This window comes from Caballeronia calidae (assembly GCF_900044055.2).
GTDB lineage: Bacteria > Pseudomonadota > Gammaproteobacteria > Burkholderiales > Burkholderiaceae > Caballeronia > Caballeronia calidae.
The window spans coordinates 108,981-127,663 of sequence record NZ_FCOX02000001.1; the positions used below are offsets into that span (position 1 = coordinate 108,981).

The 18,683-nt window shown below is 64.0% G+C and carries 19 protein-coding genes; 14 read left to right on the forward strand and 5 right to left on the reverse strand.

The genetic code is table 11. From position 1 onward, the window contains the following. Positions 1-2: 2 nt before the first annotated feature. The 5 genes from AWB78_RS00525 to AWB78_RS00550 all read left to right on the forward strand — a co-directional run bounded on the left by AWB78_RS00525 (position 3) and on the right by AWB78_RS00550 (position 6,660). On the forward strand, positions 3-1,097 hold the full coding sequence (locus AWB78_RS00525; protein WP_062601733.1) for a hypothetical protein: 1,095 nt from the start codon (positions 3-5) through the stop codon (positions 1,095-1,097). 13 nt (positions 1,098-1,110) lie between these two features. Next, the gene (recJ, locus tag AWB78_RS00530; RefSeq protein ID WP_062601403.1) at positions 1,111-2,814 is read left to right on the forward strand and encodes a single-stranded-DNA-specific exonuclease RecJ; all 1,704 of its coding nucleotides are present in this window, start codon (positions 1,111-1,113) and stop codon (positions 2,812-2,814) included. Between the two features lie 84 nt (positions 2,815-2,898). Then, positions 2,899-4,003, forward strand: a protein-coding gene (prfB, locus tag AWB78_RS00540) for a peptide chain release factor 2 (protein ID WP_096031725.1) whose coding sequence is annotated in 2 segments (ribosomal slippage) — positions 2,899-2,979 and positions 2,981-4,003 — 1,104 coding nt in all. Because the reading frame shifts where the segments join, the coding sequence is not laid out codon by codon here. Between the two features lie 86 nt (positions 4,004-4,089). Next, positions 4,090-5,616 (forward strand): lysine--tRNA ligase, encoded by a 1,527-nt coding sequence (lysS, locus tag AWB78_RS00545; protein ID WP_062601405.1) that lies wholly within the window; start codon positions 4,090-4,092, stop codon positions 5,614-5,616. 291 nt (positions 5,617-5,907) lie between these two features. Continuing rightward, positions 5,908-6,660 carry a glycine zipper 2TM domain-containing protein gene (locus tag AWB78_RS00550; RefSeq protein ID WP_062601406.1) on the forward strand — a complete coding sequence of 251 codons (753 nt, stop codon included), beginning with the start codon at positions 5,908-5,910 and terminating at the stop codon, positions 6,658-6,660. A gap of 68 nt (positions 6,661-6,728) precedes the next feature. Here AWB78_RS00550 and pssA read toward each other — a convergent pair whose 3' ends face one another. From pssA to AWB78_RS00575, 5 genes are all read right to left on the reverse strand, one after another. After that, the gene (gene pssA, locus AWB78_RS00555) at positions 6,729-7,595 is read right to left on the reverse strand and encodes a CDP-diacylglycerol--serine O-phosphatidyltransferase (protein WP_062601407.1); all 867 of its coding nucleotides are present in this window, start codon (positions 7,593-7,595) and stop codon (positions 6,729-6,731) included. A 13-nt stretch (positions 7,596-7,608) separates the two neighbouring features. Then, entirely contained in the window at positions 7,609-8,253 is a 645-nt protein-coding gene (locus AWB78_RS00560) for a phosphatidylserine decarboxylase (RefSeq protein ID WP_062601408.1), read from the reverse strand. 114 nt (positions 8,254-8,367) lie between these two features. Beyond that, entirely contained in the window at positions 8,368-9,384 is a 1,017-nt protein-coding gene (ilvC, locus tag AWB78_RS00565; RefSeq protein ID WP_062601409.1) for a ketol-acid reductoisomerase, read from the reverse strand. Positions 9,385-9,448: 64 nt separating this feature from the next. Beyond that, positions 9,449-9,940: an acetolactate synthase small subunit gene (gene ilvN / locus AWB78_RS00570; RefSeq protein ID WP_008341906.1), complete on the reverse strand. Its 492-nt coding sequence runs from the start codon at positions 9,938-9,940 to the stop codon at positions 9,449-9,451. A gap of 107 nt (positions 9,941-10,047) precedes the next feature. Continuing rightward, positions 10,048-11,811, reverse strand: coding sequence for an acetolactate synthase 3 catalytic subunit (locus AWB78_RS00575; RefSeq protein WP_062601410.1), 1,764 nt, complete (start codon positions 11,809-11,811; stop codon positions 10,048-10,050). A gap of 411 nt (positions 11,812-12,222) precedes the next feature. Between AWB78_RS00575 and AWB78_RS00580 the strand changes: the two genes are divergently transcribed. The 9 genes from AWB78_RS00580 (at position 12,223) to AWB78_RS00620 (ending at position 18,681) form a co-directional block, all read left to right on the forward strand. Further along, positions 12,223-12,786 carry an RNA polymerase sigma factor gene (locus AWB78_RS00580; protein WP_062601411.1) on the forward strand — a complete coding sequence of 188 codons (564 nt, stop codon included), beginning with the start codon at positions 12,223-12,225 and terminating at the stop codon, positions 12,784-12,786. After that, on the forward strand, positions 12,783-13,235 hold the full coding sequence (locus AWB78_RS00585) for a DUF3619 family protein (protein ID WP_062601412.1): 453 nt from the start codon (positions 12,783-12,785) through the stop codon (positions 13,233-13,235). Before AWB78_RS00580 ends, AWB78_RS00585 begins: the two co-directional genes overlap by 4 nt. Positions 13,236-13,263: 28 nt before the next feature. Then, positions 13,264-14,034, forward strand: coding sequence for a DUF3106 domain-containing protein (locus AWB78_RS00590; RefSeq protein ID WP_062601413.1), 771 nt, complete (start codon positions 13,264-13,266; stop codon positions 14,032-14,034). A 32-nt stretch (positions 14,035-14,066) separates the two neighbouring features. Further along, positions 14,067-14,552 (forward strand): RDD family protein, encoded by a 486-nt coding sequence (locus AWB78_RS00595; RefSeq protein ID WP_062601734.1) that lies wholly within the window; start codon positions 14,067-14,069, stop codon positions 14,550-14,552. 79 nt (positions 14,553-14,631) lie between these two features. Then, positions 14,632-15,600, forward strand: a complete 969-nt coding sequence (locus tag AWB78_RS00600) for a UDP-2,3-diacylglucosamine diphosphatase (protein WP_074173367.1) — start codon at positions 14,632-14,634, stop codon at positions 15,598-15,600. Between the two features lie 28 nt (positions 15,601-15,628). Beyond that, positions 15,629-16,660 carry a glycosyltransferase family 4 protein gene (locus AWB78_RS00605; protein WP_062601415.1) on the forward strand — a complete coding sequence of 344 codons (1,032 nt, stop codon included), beginning with the start codon at positions 15,629-15,631 and terminating at the stop codon, positions 16,658-16,660. Continuing rightward, positions 16,657-17,202, forward strand: a complete 546-nt coding sequence (locus AWB78_RS00610) for a diacylglycerol kinase (RefSeq protein ID WP_062601416.1) — start codon at positions 16,657-16,659, stop codon at positions 17,200-17,202. Before AWB78_RS00605 ends, AWB78_RS00610 begins: the two co-directional genes overlap by 4 nt. A gap of 144 nt (positions 17,203-17,346) precedes the next feature. Continuing rightward, positions 17,347-18,096, forward strand: a complete 750-nt coding sequence (locus tag AWB78_RS00615; RefSeq protein ID WP_062601417.1) for a TetR/AcrR family transcriptional regulator — start codon at positions 17,347-17,349, stop codon at positions 18,094-18,096. Continuing rightward, positions 18,097-18,681 (forward strand): LOG family protein, encoded by a 585-nt coding sequence (locus tag AWB78_RS00620; RefSeq protein WP_062601418.1) that lies wholly within the window; start codon positions 18,097-18,099, stop codon positions 18,679-18,681. The last annotated feature ends 2 nt before the right edge of the window (positions 18,682-18,683 follow it).

Sequence of the window (18,683 nt, forward strand, 5' to 3'; positions counted from 1 at the left end):
CAATGCCGACCATCATGCACGTTCACCACCTCCATCTCCTGTTGCCGTTCGCCCTGCCTTCGGCCGCGGACGCCGCCACCGCCCTGCACGGACTGGAGAGCGCGGCGCTCGACAAGCTGCTCGCCCGCGCGACGCTCGCGGAGCGCGTCGTCGGCGAGGATTTTCAGCGCACGCTGCCGCACGAACGCTGGATCGCGCGAAGCTTCGGCGCGGTCACGCCCGCCGATCAACGCTACGCCGACGACGCTCCGCTCGCACCCTTCATGCTGCTCGCCGATGGCGGCACACCCGGCGATGCGCTCTGGGCCTGCATCGAGCCGGTTCATGTCCGGATCGCGCACGATCATCTGGTGCTGATCGATCCCGACACGCTCGGCGTGCACACGGAAGAAGCGCGCGCGCTCTTCGGAACCGCGCGGCCCGTGATCGAAGATCTGGGCGTCGCACTGCAGGCGCCGACGCCGCTGCGCTGGTATGTGTCGGGCGAAGCGCTCGGCGCGCTCGCGGGCGCATCGCCGTTGCGCGCGACGGGACGCAACATCGAAATCTGGCTGCCGCACGAAGCCCGCACCGGCGAGCGTTCGCGCGCGTGGATGAAGCTGCAGAACGAAGTGCAGATGGCATGGTTCGAGCATCCGCTGAACCTCGCGCGCGAATCGCGCGGGCTGCCCGCGATCAACTCTATCTGGCTGCACGGGCAAGGCAAGCTGCGGCCCGTGAAAAGCCCGTTCGTACGCGTGATGTCCGACGCCGCCGCCACGCGCGGCCTCGCGCTCGCGGCGGGCGTTGCGCCGTCGATGTCGCCGGAGTCGTTCGCCTCGCTCGCGAAAGACGACGCGCAAGGCACGACGCTCGTCGAGCTGAATCCGTTCTCCGCGCCGTTCATCGAGCAGGACTGGATGCGCTGGAACGCATCGCTGCAGGAGCTCGAAGGCGCATGGTTCGCCCCCGCGCTGCAAGCGCTCACCGATGGCTCGCTCGGCCGCCTGAGCCTCACGCTCTGCGGCGATACCGGCTCGGTCACGCTGTCCGTCACGCGCGCCGATTTGCGCAAATTCTGGCGGCGCCGGCCGATCGCGTCGCTTTTCATCGAATAAGGCACACCCTGCAATGACGCGAATCGTTACGCGCGCCTCCTCTCCCGCCGACACCGAAGCGCTGATGCGTCACGGCCTGCATCCCGTCATCGCGCGTCTTTACGCGTCGCGCGGCGTGAGTTCGCCCGATGAAGTCGAAACCGAGTTCAAGCGCCTGCACGCGCCCGCCGGCCTCAAAGGCTGCGACGATGCCGCCGTCGTGCTCGCCGATGCGCTCGCGGCGGGCAAGCGCATGCTCGTCGTCGCGGACTACGACTGCGACGGCGCCACCGCGTGCGCCGTGGCCGTGCGCGGGCTGCGCATGTTCGGCGCGACGATCGACTATCTCGTGCCGAACCGCTTCGAATACGGCTATGGCCTGACGCCGGAGATCGTCGAGCTGGCCGCGCGCTCGAAGTCCGGCCTGCCCGATCTGCTCATCACGGTCGATAACGGCATCGCCAGCGTGGATGGCGTCGCGGCGGCGAATGCGCTCGGCGTCGACGTGCTCGTCACCGATCATCACCTGCCGGGCGACGAGCTGCCCGCCGCGCGCGCGATCGTCAATCCGAATCAGCCGGGTTGCGAGTTTCCGAGCAAGTGCATCGCGGGCGTGGGCGTGATGTTCTACGTGCTGCTCGCGTTGCGCGCCGAGTTGCGCCGTCGCGGTGCGTATGACGATGCGCGTCCCGAGCCGCGTCTCGACGGCCTGCTCGATCTCGTCGCGCTCGGCACCGTCGCCGATGTGGTGAAGCTCGACTGCAACAACCGCATTCTCGTCGCGCAGGGTTTGAAGCGGATTCGCGCGGGGCGCATGCAGCCGGGCATCGCCGCCCTCTTCCGTACCGCCGGCCGCGATGCGCGCACCGCGTCCGGCTTCGACCTCGGCTTCGCGCTCGGCCCGCGCCTGAACGCGGCGGGACGGCTGTCGGACATGTCGCTCGGCATCGAGTGTCTGACCACCGACGATGTCGGCCGCGCGTGGGAACTCGCGCAGCAGCTCGATTCGATGAACCGCGAACGCCGCGAGATCGAAGCGGGCATGCAGCAGCAGGCGCTCGCCGAATTGCAGACTTTCGATTGCGGCGAACGTGCGACGCTCACGCTCTTCGATCCGAGCTGGCACCAGGGCGTGATCGGCATCGTCGCGGGGCGGCTGAAGGAGCGGTTTCACCGGCCGTCGTTCACATTCGCGCACGCCGACGACAGCGGCACGCTCTGCAAGGGCTCGGGCCGCTCGATTCCCGGCTTCCATCTGCGCGACGCGGTCGATCTCATCAGCAAGCGCGAACCCGGCCTCATCCACAAGTTCGGCGGCCACGCGATGGCCGCGGGCCTGACGATCGCCACCGCCGATATCCCGCGCTTTACGGAAGCGTTCGAAGCGATCGGCCGCGAATGGCTGACGGCCGAGGCGCTGTCGCGCACGATCGAAACCGACGGCGAGCTCGAAGACGCCTACTTCACGCCGCAATTCGTCGAGATGCTGGACGCCGCCGTGTGGGGCCAGGGCTTTCCGGCGCCGACCTTCTCCGGCGAGTTCGAAATTGCTTCGCAGGCGCTCGTCAAGGACAAGCATCTGAAGCTGTCGCTGTTGCGCGGGCGCCAGCGCTTCAACGCGATCTGGTTCAACCACGTCGATCCGCTGCCGCCGCGCGCGACCGTCGCGTACCGGCTCGTCAGCGATTCCTGGAACGGCGTCGCGCGGGTGCAACTGATCGTCGAGCACGCGGGCTGAACGCGTCTCCCGCGCACCGGCAAAGGCGGGGAAACCCGGTCGATCGGCTATAATTTCATCTTTTTACGAAGCCGAAGATCGACAATGGAAGCGGAACGTCTCAACGCGATCGAAAGCCTTCTGGCCGACCTGCGCCGCCGCGCGGGCGAGCTACGGGGGTATCTTTGACTACGACGCCAAGTCCGCGCGTCTAGCCGAAGTCAACAAGGAACTCGAAGATCCGAACGTCTGGAACGACTCGAAGAACGCCCAGGCGCTCGGTCGTGAAAAGAAGCTGCTCGACGGCGTGGTGTCCACGCTGACCGCCCTCGACAACGATCTGCGCGACGCGAACGAACTGTTCGACATGGCGCGCGACGAAAACGACGAGGACACGCTCGTCGCGTCCGAAGCCGACGCCGATGCGTTGAAGGCGCGCGTCGAGGACATGGAATTCCGCCGGATGTTCGCGAACCCGGCCGACCCGAACAACTGCTTCATCGACATTCAGGCGGGCGCGGGCGGCACCGAAGCGTGCGACTGGGCGTCGATGCTGCTGCGTCAATACCTGCGCTACTGCGAACGCAAGGGCTTCAAGACCGAAGTCCTCGAAGAGTCCGAAGGCGACGTCGCGGGCATCAAGAGCGCGACCATCAAGGTGGAAGGCGAATACGCGTACGGCTATCTGCGCACCGAAACCGGCATTCACCGGCTCGTGCGCAAGTCGCCGTTCGATTCGTCGGGCGGGCGGCATACGTCGTTCTCGTCGGTGTTCGTGTATCCGGAAATCGACGATTCGATCGAAATCGAGATCAATCCCGCCGATATCCGCACGGACACGTATCGCGCATCGGGCGCGGGCGGCCAGCACATCAACAAGACGGACTCCGCCGTGCGTCTCACGCACGCGCCTACCGGCATCGTCGTGCAGTGCCAGAACGACCGCTCGCAGCACCGCAACCGCGCGGAAGCCATGCAGATGCTCAAGGCGCGTCTCTACGAATTCGAGATGCGCAAGCGCCAGGCCGAACAGGACAAGCTCGAATCGAGCAAGACCGACGTGGGCTGGGGCCACCAGATCCGTTCCTACGTGCTCGACCAGAGCCGCGTGAAGGATCTGCGCACCAACGTGGAAATGAGCAACACGCGCGCCGTGCTCGACGGCGACCTCGACGACTTCATCAGCGCGAGCCTGAAACAGGGCGTTTAACCGCCAACGCGGGTATCGGCTTCGGTATCCGCGTTTTTCGTTTCATCCCAACGCGCATCTGCCTGTATCACAAGCCAAGAATCATCATGACCGAACCGACTCAACCGGGCGCCGCTCCCGAACTGGAAGAGAACCAGATCATCGCCGAGCGCCGCGACAAGCTGCGCGCGCTGCGTGAGCAAGGCGTCGCCTATCCGAACGATTTCCGCCCGACGCATCAGGCGTCCACGCTGCAAAGCGAATACGCCGAGACGGATAAAGACGCGCTCGAAGCGAATCCCCTGCCCGTCGCGATCGCCGGCCGGATGATGTTGAAGCGCGTGATGGGCAAGGCGAGCTTCGCGACGGTTCAGGACGGCAGCGGCCAGATCCAGTTCTTCGTGACGCCCGCCGACGTGGGCGCCGAAACCTACGATGCGTTCAAGAAGTGGGACCTGGGCGACATCGTCGCCGCGAAGGGCGTGCTGTTCCGCACGAACAAGGGCGAGCTGTCGGTGCGCTGCACGGAATTGCGTCTTCTGTCGAAGGCGCTGCGTCCGCTGCCGGACAAGTTCCACGGCCTCGCCGATCAGGAAACGCGCTATCGCCAGCGCTACGTCGATCTGATCGTCACGCCGGAATCGCGCAAGACGTTCATGGCGCGCACGAAGGCCGTCACGTCGATCCGCAATTTCATGGCGAAGTCGGAGTTCATGGAAGTCGAAACGCCGATGCTGCATCCGATTCCGGGCGGCGCGGCGGCCAAGCCTTTCACGACGCATCACAACGCGCTCGACATGCAGATGTTCCTGCGCATCGCGCCTGAGCTTTATCTCAAGCGGCTGATCGTCGGCGGCTTCGAGCGCGTGTTCGAGATCAATCGCAATTTCCGGAACGAAGGCGTGTCGCCGCGCCACAACCCGGAATTCACGATGATGGAGTTCTACGCCGCGTACACCGATTATCAATGGCTGATGGACTTCACCGAGCAGTTGATCCGCCAGGCCGCGATCGATGCGCTCGGCACCGCGACCATCACGTATCAGGGCCGTGAACTGGATCTCGCGAAGCCGTTCCATCGTCTGACGATCAATCAGGCCATTCAAAAGTTCGCGCCGCAGTACACGGACGCGCAGTTGTCGGACGCCGCGTTCCTGCGCACGGAACTGAAGAAGTTCGGCGTCGACACGACGCAGCCCGCTTTCCTGAACGCGGGCCTCGGTTCGCTGCAGCTCGCGTTGTTCGAAGAGACAGCGGAATCGCAATTGTGGGAGCCGACATATATCGTCGACTATCCGATCGAAGTGTCGCCGCTCGCGCGGGCGTCGGATTCGGTGCCGGGCATCACGGAGCGCTTCGAGTTGTTCATCACGGGTCGCGAAATCGCGAACGGCTTCTCGGAGCTGAACGATCCGGAAGATCAGGCCGCGCGTTTCCAGAAGCAGGTCGATCAGAAAGACGCCGGCGACGAGGAAGCGATGTACTTCGACGCCGACTATATCCGCGCGCTCGAATACGGCATGCCGCCGACGGGCGGTTGCGGCATCGGCATCGACCGTCTGGTGATGTTGCTCACCGACAGCCCGAGCATCCGCGACGTCATTCTGTTCCCGCATCTGCGCCGCGAAGACTGATTTTTCGCGTTGTTCGCGTGACGGCAAAGCGCGCCCTGCGGGGCGCGCTTTTTTTTCGTCTGAGCGATGTTTGTTGTAACCGCTGGTAAATGTTTCAAGGGTGATTGGCGCCCCGTGTCCGGTCGCCGCGTGCTTTGGGCGCTTGGCACCCGACATGCTTCTGTCAGAGCACGCCGTGTCCGCGAAATTGTTACAAGCCGAAAAAGCTAAAAATCCGTGGTTCCCCGAAAATGGGTTGTGACAGAAGGCATCGGTCGTAGCGGCAGTTCGCCTCGAAACGGAGGTTCAAAAATGGATAACGGAACCAGCAAGCTCAGCACATCGCCCTCTTCCGGCGGCGGACAGCCGCAGCAGCGGCGTCTGCATCCACTCATCGCGACGGCTGCGGGCGCGGTCATCGTCGCGAGCCTCGCGGCCACAGCGGCGATGACGGGACTGTTCCCGAAGGCATCGAGCAATTCAGCCCAGAATCCCCAGACGCAGACGGCCGCGGTCGCGCAGCAGCCCGTCGTGGATTCTGCCGCGCCGAGTCCGGCGCAGCCGACGGCGGCTCAACAGCAGGCGGCTCAGCAGCAAGCGGCTCAACAGCAGGCGGCTCAGCAACAAGCCGCCGCGCAACAAGCGGCCCAGCAGCAGGCACAACAACCTCCGGCGCAACCGCAGCCCGCGCAACCATCGTATGCCCAGCAGCCACCGCAGCATCCCGCATACTGCTCGACCTGCGGCACAGTCGAGGCGATCTCCGCCGTCAAGCATGAAGGCCACGGCACGGGCATCGGCGCGGTCGGCGGCGCGGTGGCGGGCGGTGTCGTCGGCAATCAGTTCGGAAGCGGCGGAGGACGTACCGCGATGACCCTGCTCGGCGCACTCGGCGGCGGTCTGGCCGGCAATTCGGTCGAGAAGCACATTCGCAGCGAAACCGATTACTCAGTGCGCGTGCGGTTGGAAAGCGGCAAGACGCGCACCTTTACGTACAAGAATCCGCCGCCGTTCCAGCAAGGCCAGCGCGTGCATATTCAGAACGGCACGCTGGTTTCAGGCTGACCGATCAGTCCGAGAAAGCAAAAAGGCGGCGAACCTTACGGTTGCCGCCTTTTTTACACGCGCTCGATTCAATGATCCCGCTGCGAACTGCGCGCCGGATTCGGCCTGCCGCGTATCGCCATATACGCCCACCAGACATAGCCCGAGAAGCCGTACAGCACGAACAGGCAGAACAGCATCACCGGCGGATCCGACGACACCAGCACGAACGCCACCACGATCAGCAGCACGCCCGCGAACGGCACGCGATAGCGCACATCGAGCGCCTTGCCGCTGTAGAAAGGCGCGTTCGAGACCATCGTCACGCCCGCATAGATCGTTAGCGCGAACGCAACCCACGGCAGCCAGACGAGCTTGAGCGGCACGCGGTTATCGGTCGCGAGCCAGACGAAACCGGCGATCAGCGCCGCCGCGGCCGGCGAAGGCAGACCCTGGAAGTAGCGCTTGTCCACGACGCCGACATTCGTATTGAAACGCGCGAGCCGCAGCGCCGCGCCCGAACAATAGACGAATGCCGCGAGCCAGCCCCATCGGCCGAGGTCTTTCAGCACCCATTCGTACATCACGAGCGCCGGCGCGACGCCGAACGACACCATGTCCGAGAGGCTGTCGAACTGCTCGCCGAACGCGCTCTGCGTGTGCGTCATGCGCGCGACGCGGCCATCCATGCCGTCGAGCACCATCGCGACGAAAATGGCGATGGCCGCGATCTCGAAGCGCACGTTCATCGCCTGAACGACGGCGAAGAAACCGCAGAACAACGCGGCCGTGGTGAACGCATTGGGCAGCAGATAAATGCCGCGCTTCCTGAGAAACTGCTGCCGCTTCGCGCGCCGAGTCTCCACGGCGCCGACGTCCTGCGCGGCCTTGTTGCGGCGGAACGCGCGGGGCGTCGTCGCGTTCGCGCGGTTACGGCGCGGTTTGAATGCCGCCATCGCGTCCTCCGCGTTATTCCGCGAACTCGGCCAGGATCGTCGACGAAGCCGAAACCTTCTCGCCGATCGACACGCGCGGGCGGCTGCCCACCGGCAGGTACACGTCGACACGCGAGCCGAAGCGGATGAAGCCGTAGCGCTGGCCGCGCGTCAGCGGCTCGCCGTTGTGCACGTAGCAGAGAATGCGCCGCGCGATCAGGCCGGCGATCTGCACCGACGTCACGGTCTGCCCGCCCGCCGTCTGCAACACGATGGCGTTGCGCTCATTCTCGGTGGACGCCTTGTCGACCGCGGCATTGAGATACGCGCCCGGGAAGTACTGAACCTTCGAGATGACGCCGTCCACCGGCGAGCGCTGCGAGTGCACGTTGAACACGTTCATGAACACGCTGATCTTCAGCGCTTCGCGGCCCACGTACGGATCGTGCGCGGTTTCGACCGCGACGATGCGGCCATCCGCCGGACACAGCACCGCGTTGGGCTGGGTCGGGATCGGGCGCGCGGGATCGCGGAAGAACTGGACGACGAAAATCACGATCAGCCAGAGGATCCAGGCAAAGCCGAAGCCGCCCATCGCTTGCACGAGGATGGCGACGACAGCCGCGATGGCGATGAACGGCCAGCCTTCGCGGGCAATGATCGGATGAGGATAGTTCATGAACGGGTTCTGTGATTTTTAAAAACCGTAGGATAGCAAAAGCCGCCCGGCGCACAGGGCATCCGGGCGGCTTTTCTACAAGCAAGAAGCGTGAAACGACTCACGCAAGCGAGCTTAGTTCTTCGACTGGTCGACGAGCTTGTTCTTCGCGATCCACGGCATCATCGCGCGCAGCTTCTCGCCGACCTGCTCGATCTGATGCTCGGCCGTCAGACGGCGGCGCGATTGCAGCGTCGGCGCGCCGGCGCGGTTCTCGATGATGAAGCTCTTCGCGTATTCGCCGGTCTGGATGTCCTTCAGCACGGCCTTCATCGCCTTCTTCGTCTCTTCCGTGACGATGCGCGGACCCGTCACGTACTCGCCGTACTCGGCGTTGTTCGAGATCGAGTAGTTCATGTTGGCGATGCCGCCTTCGTAGATCAGGTCGACGATCAGCTTCAGCTCGTGCAGGCACTCGAAGTACGCCATTTCCGGCGCGTAGCCCGCTTCCACCAGCGTTTCGAAGCCGGCCTTGATCAGGTCGACGGTGCCGCCGCACAGAACCGCCTGCTCACCGAACAGGTCGGTTTCGGTTTCTTCACGGAAGTTCGTCTCGATGATGCCCGCACGGCCGCCGCCGTTGGCCGCCGCGTACGACAGCGCGACATCGCGCGCCGCGCCCGACTTGTCCTGCGCGACCGCGATCAGGTGCGGCACGCCGCCGCCCTGGCTGTACGTGTTGCGCACGGTGTGGCCCGGAGCCTTCGGCGCGATCATGATGACGTCCAGATCCGCGCGCGGGATCACCTGGCCGTAGTGCACGTTGAAACCGTGCGCGAACGCGAGGGCTGCGCCCTGCTTGGCGTTGTCGTGCACTTCGTTCTTGTAGACTTCGGCGATCTGCTCGTCGGGCAAGAGCATCATGACGACGTCGGCGCCCTTCACGGCTTCGGCCACTTCCTTCACCTTGAGGCCCGCGTTTTCGGCCTTGCTCCACGATGCGCCGCCCTTACGCAGGCCGACCGTCACGTTCACGCCGCTGTCCTTCAGGTTGAGCGCGTGCGCATGGCCTTGCGAGCCATAACCGATGATGGTGACTTGCTTGCCCTTGATGAGGGAGAGGTCGGCGTCCTTGTCGTAGAAAACTTTCATGGTGGTTCCTTGAGTCCTGATAAATGGTTGCGCTACGTGCTGCAAATGAGTGGGTGAGGCGCCGTCAAACCTTGAGAATCCGCTCGCCCCGGCCGATGCCGGAACTGCCCGTGCGAACCGTTTCGAGAATCGCCGTGGCGTCGAGCGCCTGAATGAACGCGTCGAGCTTGTCGCTCGCGCCCGTCAGTTCCATCGTGTAGGTCTTCTCGGTCACGTCGATGATGCGGCCGCGGAAGATATCCGCCATGCGCTTCATCTCTTCGCGTTCCTTGCCGACCGCCCTTACCTTGATGAGCATCAGCTCGCGCTCGATGTGGGCGCCCTCTGTCAGGTCGACCACTTTCACCACCTCGATCAGGCGGTTCAGGTGCTTCGTGATCTGTTCGATCACGTCGTCCGAGCCAATCGAGACGATGGTCAGCCGCGACAGCGAGCTGTCTTCGGTCGGCGCCACCGTCAGCGTTTCGATGTTATAGCCGCGCGCCGAAAAGAGCCCGACGACGCGCGATAACGCGCCCGGTTCGTTTTCCAGCAGTACGGAGATGATGTGTTTCATGTTCGTATTCCCGATGTATATCCAGTTGAGCTTCGAAACGAATCCGCGCGCCGCACATGTCTTTCGTGGAGACAGGCGCGCGCGAACCCGCGCATTCGAAACCCGCGTTATAGATCCTCAGACCCGAGCAGCATTTCCGTGATGCCTTTACCGGCTTGCACCATCGGGAATACGTTTTCGGTGGGATCGGTCTGGAAGTCGAGAAATACGGTGCGATCCTTGAGACGCAGCGCTTCCTTCAGCGCCGGCTCGACGTCCGCAGTCTTTTCGACACGAATGCCGACATGGCCATACGCCTCGGCCAGCTTCACGAAGTCGGGCAGCGCGTCCATGTACGAACTGGAATAGCGCTTCTTGTACTCGATCTGCTGCCACTGGCGCACCATGCCCAGATAGCGGTTGTTCAGCGAGATGATCTTGACGGGCGTGTTGTACTGCTTGCACGTCGAGAGCTCCTGAATGCACATCTGGATGGAGCCTTCGCCCGTGATGCAGACCACTTCGTCGTCCGGATAGGCCATCTTCACGCCCATCGCCGCCGGCAGGCCGAAGCCCATCGTGCCGAGGCCGCCCGAATTGATCCAGCGGCGCGGCTTGTTGAACGGATAGAACTGCGCCGCCCACATCTGATGCTGGCCGACGTCCGAGCAGACGAACGCGTTGCCGTCGGTGAGCTCCCAGAGCTTTTCGACGACGTACTGCGGCTTGATGATCTCGCTCTTGCGGTCGTACGCGAGGCAGTCCTTCGAGCGCCAGCCTTCGATCTCGTCCCACCACGTCTTGAGCGCGGCCGTGTCCGGGCCGTGCTCCGCGTGCTGAAGCTGCTCGATCAGTTCCTTCAGCACTTCCTTCACGTCGCCGACGATGGGGATATCCACCTTCACGCGCTTGGAAATGGACGACGGATCGACGTCGATATGGATGATCTTGCGCGGCGACGACGCGAAGTGCTTCGGATCGCCGATCACGCGGTCGTCGAAGCGCGCGCCGATCGCGATCAGCACGTCGCAGTTCTGCATCGCCATGTTGGCTTCGTACGTGCCGTGCATGCCGAGCATGCCGAGGAACTTCTTGTCGGACGCGCGGTAGCCGCCGAGGCCCATCAGCGTGTTCGTGACGGGATAGCCGAGCAGGTCGGCGAACTGGTTCAGCTCGCGCGATGCGTCCGCGAGAATGATGCCGCCGCCGGTGTAGATGTACGGGCGCTTCGCGGAAAGCAGCAGTTGCACCGCCTTGCGGATCTGGCCCGAATGGCCTTTCGTGACCGGGTTGTACGAACGCAGCGACACGCTCTTGACCGGCTCGTACTTGCACGGCGCCTTCGACACGTCCTTCGGAATGTCGATCAGCACGGGACCGGGACGGCCGGTGCGCGCAATGTAGAACGCCTTCTTGACGGTTTCGGCGAGATCACGCACGTCCTTCACGAGGAAGTTGTGCTTGACGCACGGACGCGTGATGCCGACGGTATCGCATTCCTGGAATGCGTCGAGGCCGATGGCCGCGGTGGGCACCTGGCCGCTGATGACGACGAGCGGAATCGAATCCATGTAGGCCGTGGCGATGCCGGTGACGGCATTGGTGACGCCCGGGCCCGAAGTCACGAGACACACGCCCACCTTGCCGGTCGCACGCGAATACGCGTCGGCGGCGTGCACGGCGGCCTGCTCGTGGCGCACGAGGATGTGCTGGATCTGGTCCTGCTTATACAGCTCGTCGTAGATGTAAAGTACCGAGCCGCCGGGATAGCCCCAGATGAACTCGACGTCTTCATCGGCCAATGCGCGCATGAGCACGGTGCCGCCGATGGAGTCGGCTTCGTGAGGGGGAGTGGTATCCGACGTGGAGAATTCCGCGCTAGGCATGTTCATTCATCACCTTTCGAATTTTCGGCAAAAAATTGATCGGGTGCTCTCTACCGGGCTTATGGCTCGGGTTCAAGCGGCGCGTCTAGGTTTGACAGGCGTGCTTCTTGGGCTCGCCTCAAAGCAGACATTTCACTGGATGATGCGAGTCAGAAAATGTAACAGCGGCGTGCGCGGCGGGTCAAGTAAAAAGTTTCCGAACGACCGACAGCGCCTTCTTTGGCACGGTCGGGCGGGAAAAGCCGCGTGCAGACGCATGCTGTCTGCCCCACGAGGAATTCATCGAACGCAAGCGACAAGTGGCAACAAAACCTCTCAATTTGTCCGGATGCGGCGAAACTTTGCTAGGATTCGCAGGTTTTCCTCGAACCTCACGATCCCTTTCGACGCAAATTCGTTGCGCCGGGTCCCCAACGGATGGCATCAGACAAGGAACTCGCCGACTTTCTGGCGGGCGTCGAAAGACGCGCGTTCAAGCAGACCGTGTACACCGTTCGCGACGACGACGCGGCGCTCGACATCGTGCAGGACGCGATGATCAAGCTGGCGGAGAAGTACGGCGACCGTCCATCGTCCGAGCTTCCGCTACTTTTCCAGCGTATCCTTCAGAACGCGACGCACGATTATTTCCGTCGCCAGAAGGTGCGCAACACCTGGGTCAGCCTCTTCTCGTCCTTCGGCAACGCGGACGACGACGAATTCGACCCGCTCGAGACCTTCGAATCCGAGGACGGCGCGGTCGGCAGCGAAAGCAGTGAGAACAAGCTGGAGCGCGAACAGGTCCTGAACCTGATCGATGCGGAGATCCAGAAACTGCCGGCACGTCAACGGGAAGCGTTTCTCATGCGTTACTGGGAAGACATGGATGTCGCCGAGACGGCCGCCGCGATGGGGTGCTCCGAGGGCAGCGTGAAAACGCATTGTTCACGCGCCACGCACACTCTCGCACAAGCCCTGAAAGCCAAAGGGATCACGCTATGAGTTCCGCTCTTGAAACGAAGGAAAACGAGTTCGCGCTGAAGGTCGTGCGCGCGCTGGACGAAAACACGTCGAATATTCCGGCTGCCGCCGTCGACCGGCTGCGCGAGGCGCGCCGCGCCGCGATCGCGCGCAAGAAGCCGGAGAAAGTGGCCGCGGCCATTGCCGCGCCCGCCTTCACGCCGGCGTTGGCCGGGGCGGACGCCACGCTCACCACCGGCGATTCAGGCGAGGGCCGGCGCCCGAAGGGCCTGCTCGCGCGGCTCGGCGGCCTCGGCCTCGCGTGGCCGCTCGCGGCACTGGTCATCGGGCTGGCGGGCATCGCTTACTGGGAAGACCAGGAGCGCCGCGCGGAACTGGCGGACATCGACGCCGCCATGATGAGCGACAGCCTGCCGATCGACGCCTATCTCGATCACGGTTTCAATGCGTACCTGACGCGCAATCATTAAGCACTGGATACAGCGGGGGAATTTTCGGGTGAGTTACAAGCGCGGTCTCGCGATTGTCTTTGGTTGCGCGATTGCGGGACTGGTTGCGTTCGCCGCGACTTATCCGCGCTTTTATTCGACCGCCCCCGCCGCGCCTTCGCCCGTGGCGGCGCCGAGCGGCGGCGCGAGCGCGCCTGCGGACGGGAAGGTCTCGCCGCTGTCCGCGCTGTCTGCCGAAAGCCCGCTCGCCTGGAGCCATCTGACCGAGGCGCAGCACATCGCGCTCGCGCCTTTCGCCACCCAGTGGGATTCGTTTTCCGACGAGCGCAAGCAAAAGTGGCTGAAGATCGCGTCGCGATTCCACCGGATGTCGCCTGAAGCGCAGAAGCATCTGCATCAGCGCATGCAGGAATGGGTGCGCCTCACGCCGGACCAGCGCAAGGTCGCGCGCGAGAACTATCAGGTTTCCAAATCGGTGCCGCTGGAGAAGCGCGAAAAGGCCTGGGACGCCTATCAAAAGCTGTCCGAGGAGCAGAAGAAGAAGCTGGCCGCGAGCGAGCACGTGCATCGCCCGACCGTCGTCTCCGCGCCGCCCACGGGCAAGACCGAAGTGAAGGACATCAATCGCCTCGTCGCGGCCCGCGAGCAGGGGGCCGCCTCCGGACACGCGGGAAGCGGGTCGGGCCCGGCAACCGCGCCGGCCGCGCCCGTCTCCGGCGTGCCGACGCAACCGGCCATTCCGAACGCCGGGAGCTTCGTGCCGGCCACGCCGATTCCCGTGTCGCCGCAGCAGGCGCCTGCGATGTACAACGGCTCGTGAGCGCGCAGCCGGCAGTGGCCACCATCGACCCGATGCGCGCGCCCGCGCTGCGCCGCCGCCTCGCGACGATGCTCTACGAAGGCGTGATCCTCTTCGGCGTCGTGTTCATCGCCGGGTATCTCTTCAGCACGCTCACGCAGCAAAAGAACGGCCTCACGCATCACAACTGGCTGATGTCGTGGATCGGCATCGTGCTCGCAGCCTACTTCGTGTATTTCTGGACACACGGCGGCCAGACCCTGCCGATGAAAACCTGGCGCCTCAAAATCGTCGATGCGCACGGCCAGCCCATCAAGCCGGCTCGCGCGCTCACCCGCTATGTGCTCGCGTGGCTGTGGTTCCTGCCGCCGCTCGCGCTGCATCCCCTCCTCTCGCTCGCCGTGCCGCAAACGCTCGCCGTGTTCGCGGCGTGGGTCGCGCTGTGGGCCGCCGCCGTGTGGCTCGATCCCGCGCGCCAGTTCCTCCATGACCGTCTCGCCGGCACGCGCATCGTCGCGGTCGCGCCCATCGCCAAGTAATAAGAACTTCTTGTGACTGTCACGGCTCGGTCACGGCCGCATGGCGCAATGCGCATATCGAAACCCGATGCGCGAGCCAATGGCCTTTACCTCGTCAGCCCCGCCCTCTCCCTTCAGCTTCAGCAATAGCGAGCTGCGCACCGGTCCTTTCGCGCTGCGATCCGAGTCCACCGAATCAAGCGAATCCGCTGCGACGAGCGTGCCGGGCTTCTCCGATCCCCGCGCCGCCGCGCCCGTCCATCATGACGTGCCGGGTGATACCGCCGATGGAACGCATCGCTATCGCACGATCTGGCTGTCGGATATTCACCTCGGCTCGGGCGGCTGCCAGGCACCCTATCTCCTCGATTTCCTGCGGCATCACGAGTCGGAGTATCTGTATCTCGTCGGCGACATCATCGACGGATGGCAGCTTCGCAAGGGCTGGTTCTGGCCGCAGGCGCACAACGACGTCGTGCAGAAGATCCTGCGCAAGGCGAGGAAGGGCACGCAGGTCGTCTACATTCCCGGCAACCACGACGAAGCCGCGCGCCAGTTTTGCGATCTCGCGTTCGGCGATATCCACGTGCGCGGCGAAGCGTTCCACACGACGCTCGCGGGCAAGCGCCTGTGGATCGTGCACGGCGATCTCTTCGACGGCGTCATTCAGCACGCCAAATGGCTCGCCTATCTCGGCGACACCGCCTACACGATGATCCTGCTGCTCAACCGCTGGTTCAATCGCGTGCGCACGAAGCTCGGCTTCAACTACTGGTCGCTGTCGCAATACCTGAAACATCAGGTGAAGAACGCGGTGAACTTCATCTCGCAGTTCGAGCGCGTGATGACCGACGAAGCGCGCCGCCGCGGCTGCGACGGCGTCGTGTGCGGGCACATCCACAAGGCCGAGATCCGCGACATCGACGGCATTCTCTACTGCAACGACGGTGACTGGGTCGAAAGTCTCTCGGCGCTTGTCGAGACCTACGACGGCGAGCTGAAGGTCGTCTACTGGACGGTGATGCGCTCGCCGGAAGCGCACACGACGAAAGCGCGCGCGACTGTCTGAACACGAACGAACCACGGGGCCATAGCCGATGAAAATCATGATCGTCACCGACGCATGGGAGCCGCAGGTCAACGGCGTCGTGCGCACGCTCACGCAGACGTCGAAGGAGCTCACCGCGCTCGGTCATCGCGTGGAGCTGCTCACGCCGCTCGAATTCAGAACGATCCCCTGCCCGACCTATCCGGAGATTCGTCTCTCGCTGCTGCCGGGACGGCGCGTGGCCGAGCGCATCGACGCGTTCGGGCCGGATGCGCTGCATATCGCGACCGAAGGCCCGCTCGGGCTGGCCGCGCGCGCCTACGCGCTGCGTCACAAGCTGCCGTTCACGACCGCGTATCACACGCGTTTTCCGGAGTACGTGAAGGCGCGCTTCGGCATTCCGCTGTCGATGACCTACCGCTTCCTGCACTGGTTCCACAAGGACTCGCAGGCGGTGATGGCGCCGACGCCCGTCGTCAAGAGCGATCTCGAGAAATACGGCTTCACCAATGTCGTGCTGTGGACGCGCGGCGTCGATCTCGACATCTTTCATCCGATGGAGTCGAAGGTCCTCAACACCGCGCGGCCGATCTTTCTGTACGTCGGGCGCGTGGCCGTCGAGAAGAATGTCGAGGCGTTTCTGAAGCTCGATCTGCCCGGCTCGAAGTGGGTCGCGGGAGAGGGACCGGCGCTCGCGGAGCTGAAGTCGCGCTACACGAACGTCAACTATCTCGGCGTGCTGTCGCAGCCGGAACTCGCGAAGGTCTATGCGGCGGCGGATGTCTTCGTCTTCCCGAGCAGGACCGACACCTTCGGGCTCGTGCTGCTCGAAGCGATGGCCTGCGGCACGCCGGTCGCCGCGTATCCGGTGACGGGCCCGATCGACGTGCTCGGCACCGACGGACCCGGCGCGCTCAATCACGACCTGCGCGAAGCCTGCCTCGATGCATTGAAGATCGAACGCGGCGATGCCCGCGCATGGGCCGAGCGCTTCTCGTGGCGCGCGGCATCGGAGCAGTTCGCATCGCATCTGCGGCAGTTCGGGCCAGGCGCGACGACGTCCGAACAGGCGGCCGCATGACGCGACGCGCCGTCGCAGAGGAACGGGCGGAAGCGAATGCGCGCGCGGCGCCGGCCCGCGCGCGCGATCCCTTCGACGACGACCTCGAGGACATCGACGACACGCCCGCGCAACCCGCCGAGCCGCTCGGCCCGGACGACCTGCCCTTCAACCCGTACAAGGGCAATCGCGGCTTCACGCGCGCCTGGCACGCGATGAAGAACTCGCTCTACGGCTTTCGCGTCGCGATCCGCGAGGAAAGCGCGTTTCGCCAGGAACTGACGCTCGCCGCGATCCTGCTGCCGTGCAGCGTCATCGTGCCGGTCGCGTCGGTCGAGCGCGCGGCGCTGATCGCATCGGTGTTGCTCGTGCTCATCGTCGAATTGCTCAATTCGAGCGTCGAAGCGGCCATCGACCGCATCTCGCTCGAACGGCACGAACTCTCGAAGCGCGCGAAGGACTTCGGCAGCGCCGCGGTGATGGTCGCGCTCGGCGTCTGCGTGCTCACCTGGTGCCTGATACTGTGGCCGCTTGCATCCGCGTGGCTGGCGCGTATCTTATAAACGAGAACCGCGGCGCGTGAGAGGCGCGTCCGTGCAGTCGAACGACCGGTTTATAATCGTCCGATATTCTCAAAAATAGCAACGGAAGCGGCCGCGCGAACGCTCATCCCGAGCCGCCGGGGCCCGATGCCAAGGTCGGACGACATGGAAGCCAAACCACCCCGCCGCACCCGCGAACGGATTCTCGAGCTGTCGCTGAAGTTGTTCAACGATATCGGCGAGCCGAACGTCACCACGACGACGATCGCCGAGGAGATGGAAATCAGTCCAGGCAACCTGTACTACCATTTCCGCAACAAAGACGACATCATCAACAGCATCTTCGCGCAGTTCGAGCAGCAGATTCAGAAGCGCCTGCGCTTTCCGGACGATCATCGCCCGACGATCGACGAGATGTGGTCGTATCTGCAGTACATGGCGGATTTCCTCTGGACCTATCGCTTTCTCTATCGCGACCTGAACGATCTGCTCGCGCGCAACCGCACGCTCGAGACGCACTTCAAGCAGATCATCACGCACAAGGTGCATTTCGCGAGCCAGTTGTGCGAAGCGCTCGTGGCCGATCAGGAAATGGTCGCGACGCCTCAGGAGATCGAGGTCATCGCCACCAACATGGGCGTGATCGCAACGTACTGGCTCTCGTACCAGTACGTGATGAATCCGCGCAAGTACAACGATCAGGAAGCGATCCGCGCGGAGCTGCATCAGGCGAGCCTGCACATCATCTCGATCATGGCGCCGTATCTGCGCGGGCGCTCGCGCCAGCTCTTCGACGATCTCGTCTCCGGTAAACTGCCCAAGCGCGAGTACGCGGACTTCCTGCCGCCGCGCGACGAGTCACAGCCGGGCGCATCGAATGCGTCGAAGAGCGAAACACCGAAGGATTCCAGATAAATGAAGGCAGTGTGTGTCTATTGCGGCTCCTCGAACGGAGCTCGTCCCGTCTATGCGGAAGCGGCCAGGGCATTCGGCCGCGCGCTGGTTCAGAACAATCTCTCGCTCGTCTATGGCGGCGGGCGCGTCGGCCTGATGGGCCTCATCGCCGATGAAGTGCTCGCCGCGGGCGGGCGCGCCGTCGGCGTGATTCCCGAGCTGCTGCTCGCGAAGGAAGTCGGCCACACGGATCTCACCGAGCTGCACGTCGTGCCCGACATGCACGAGCGCAAGAAGCAGATGGCCGATCTCTCCGATGCGTTCGTCGCGATGCCCGGCGGCGTCGGCACGTTCGAGGAGTTTTTCGAGGTGTACACGTGGGCGCAGCTCGGCTATCACCAGAAGCCGGTCGGCCTGCTCGACGTGAACGGTTATTTCGATCCGCTCATGTCGATGCTGCGTCACACCGTCGACGAAGGTTTCATGCGCGCGCCGTATCTGGACATCATCCAGGTCGCGGCCGAACCGGATGAGATGATCGCGAAGCTCGCGGCGTACCAGCCGCCCGCGCACGACAAGTGGTCCGAGAAACGCAACGCCGTTTGAGG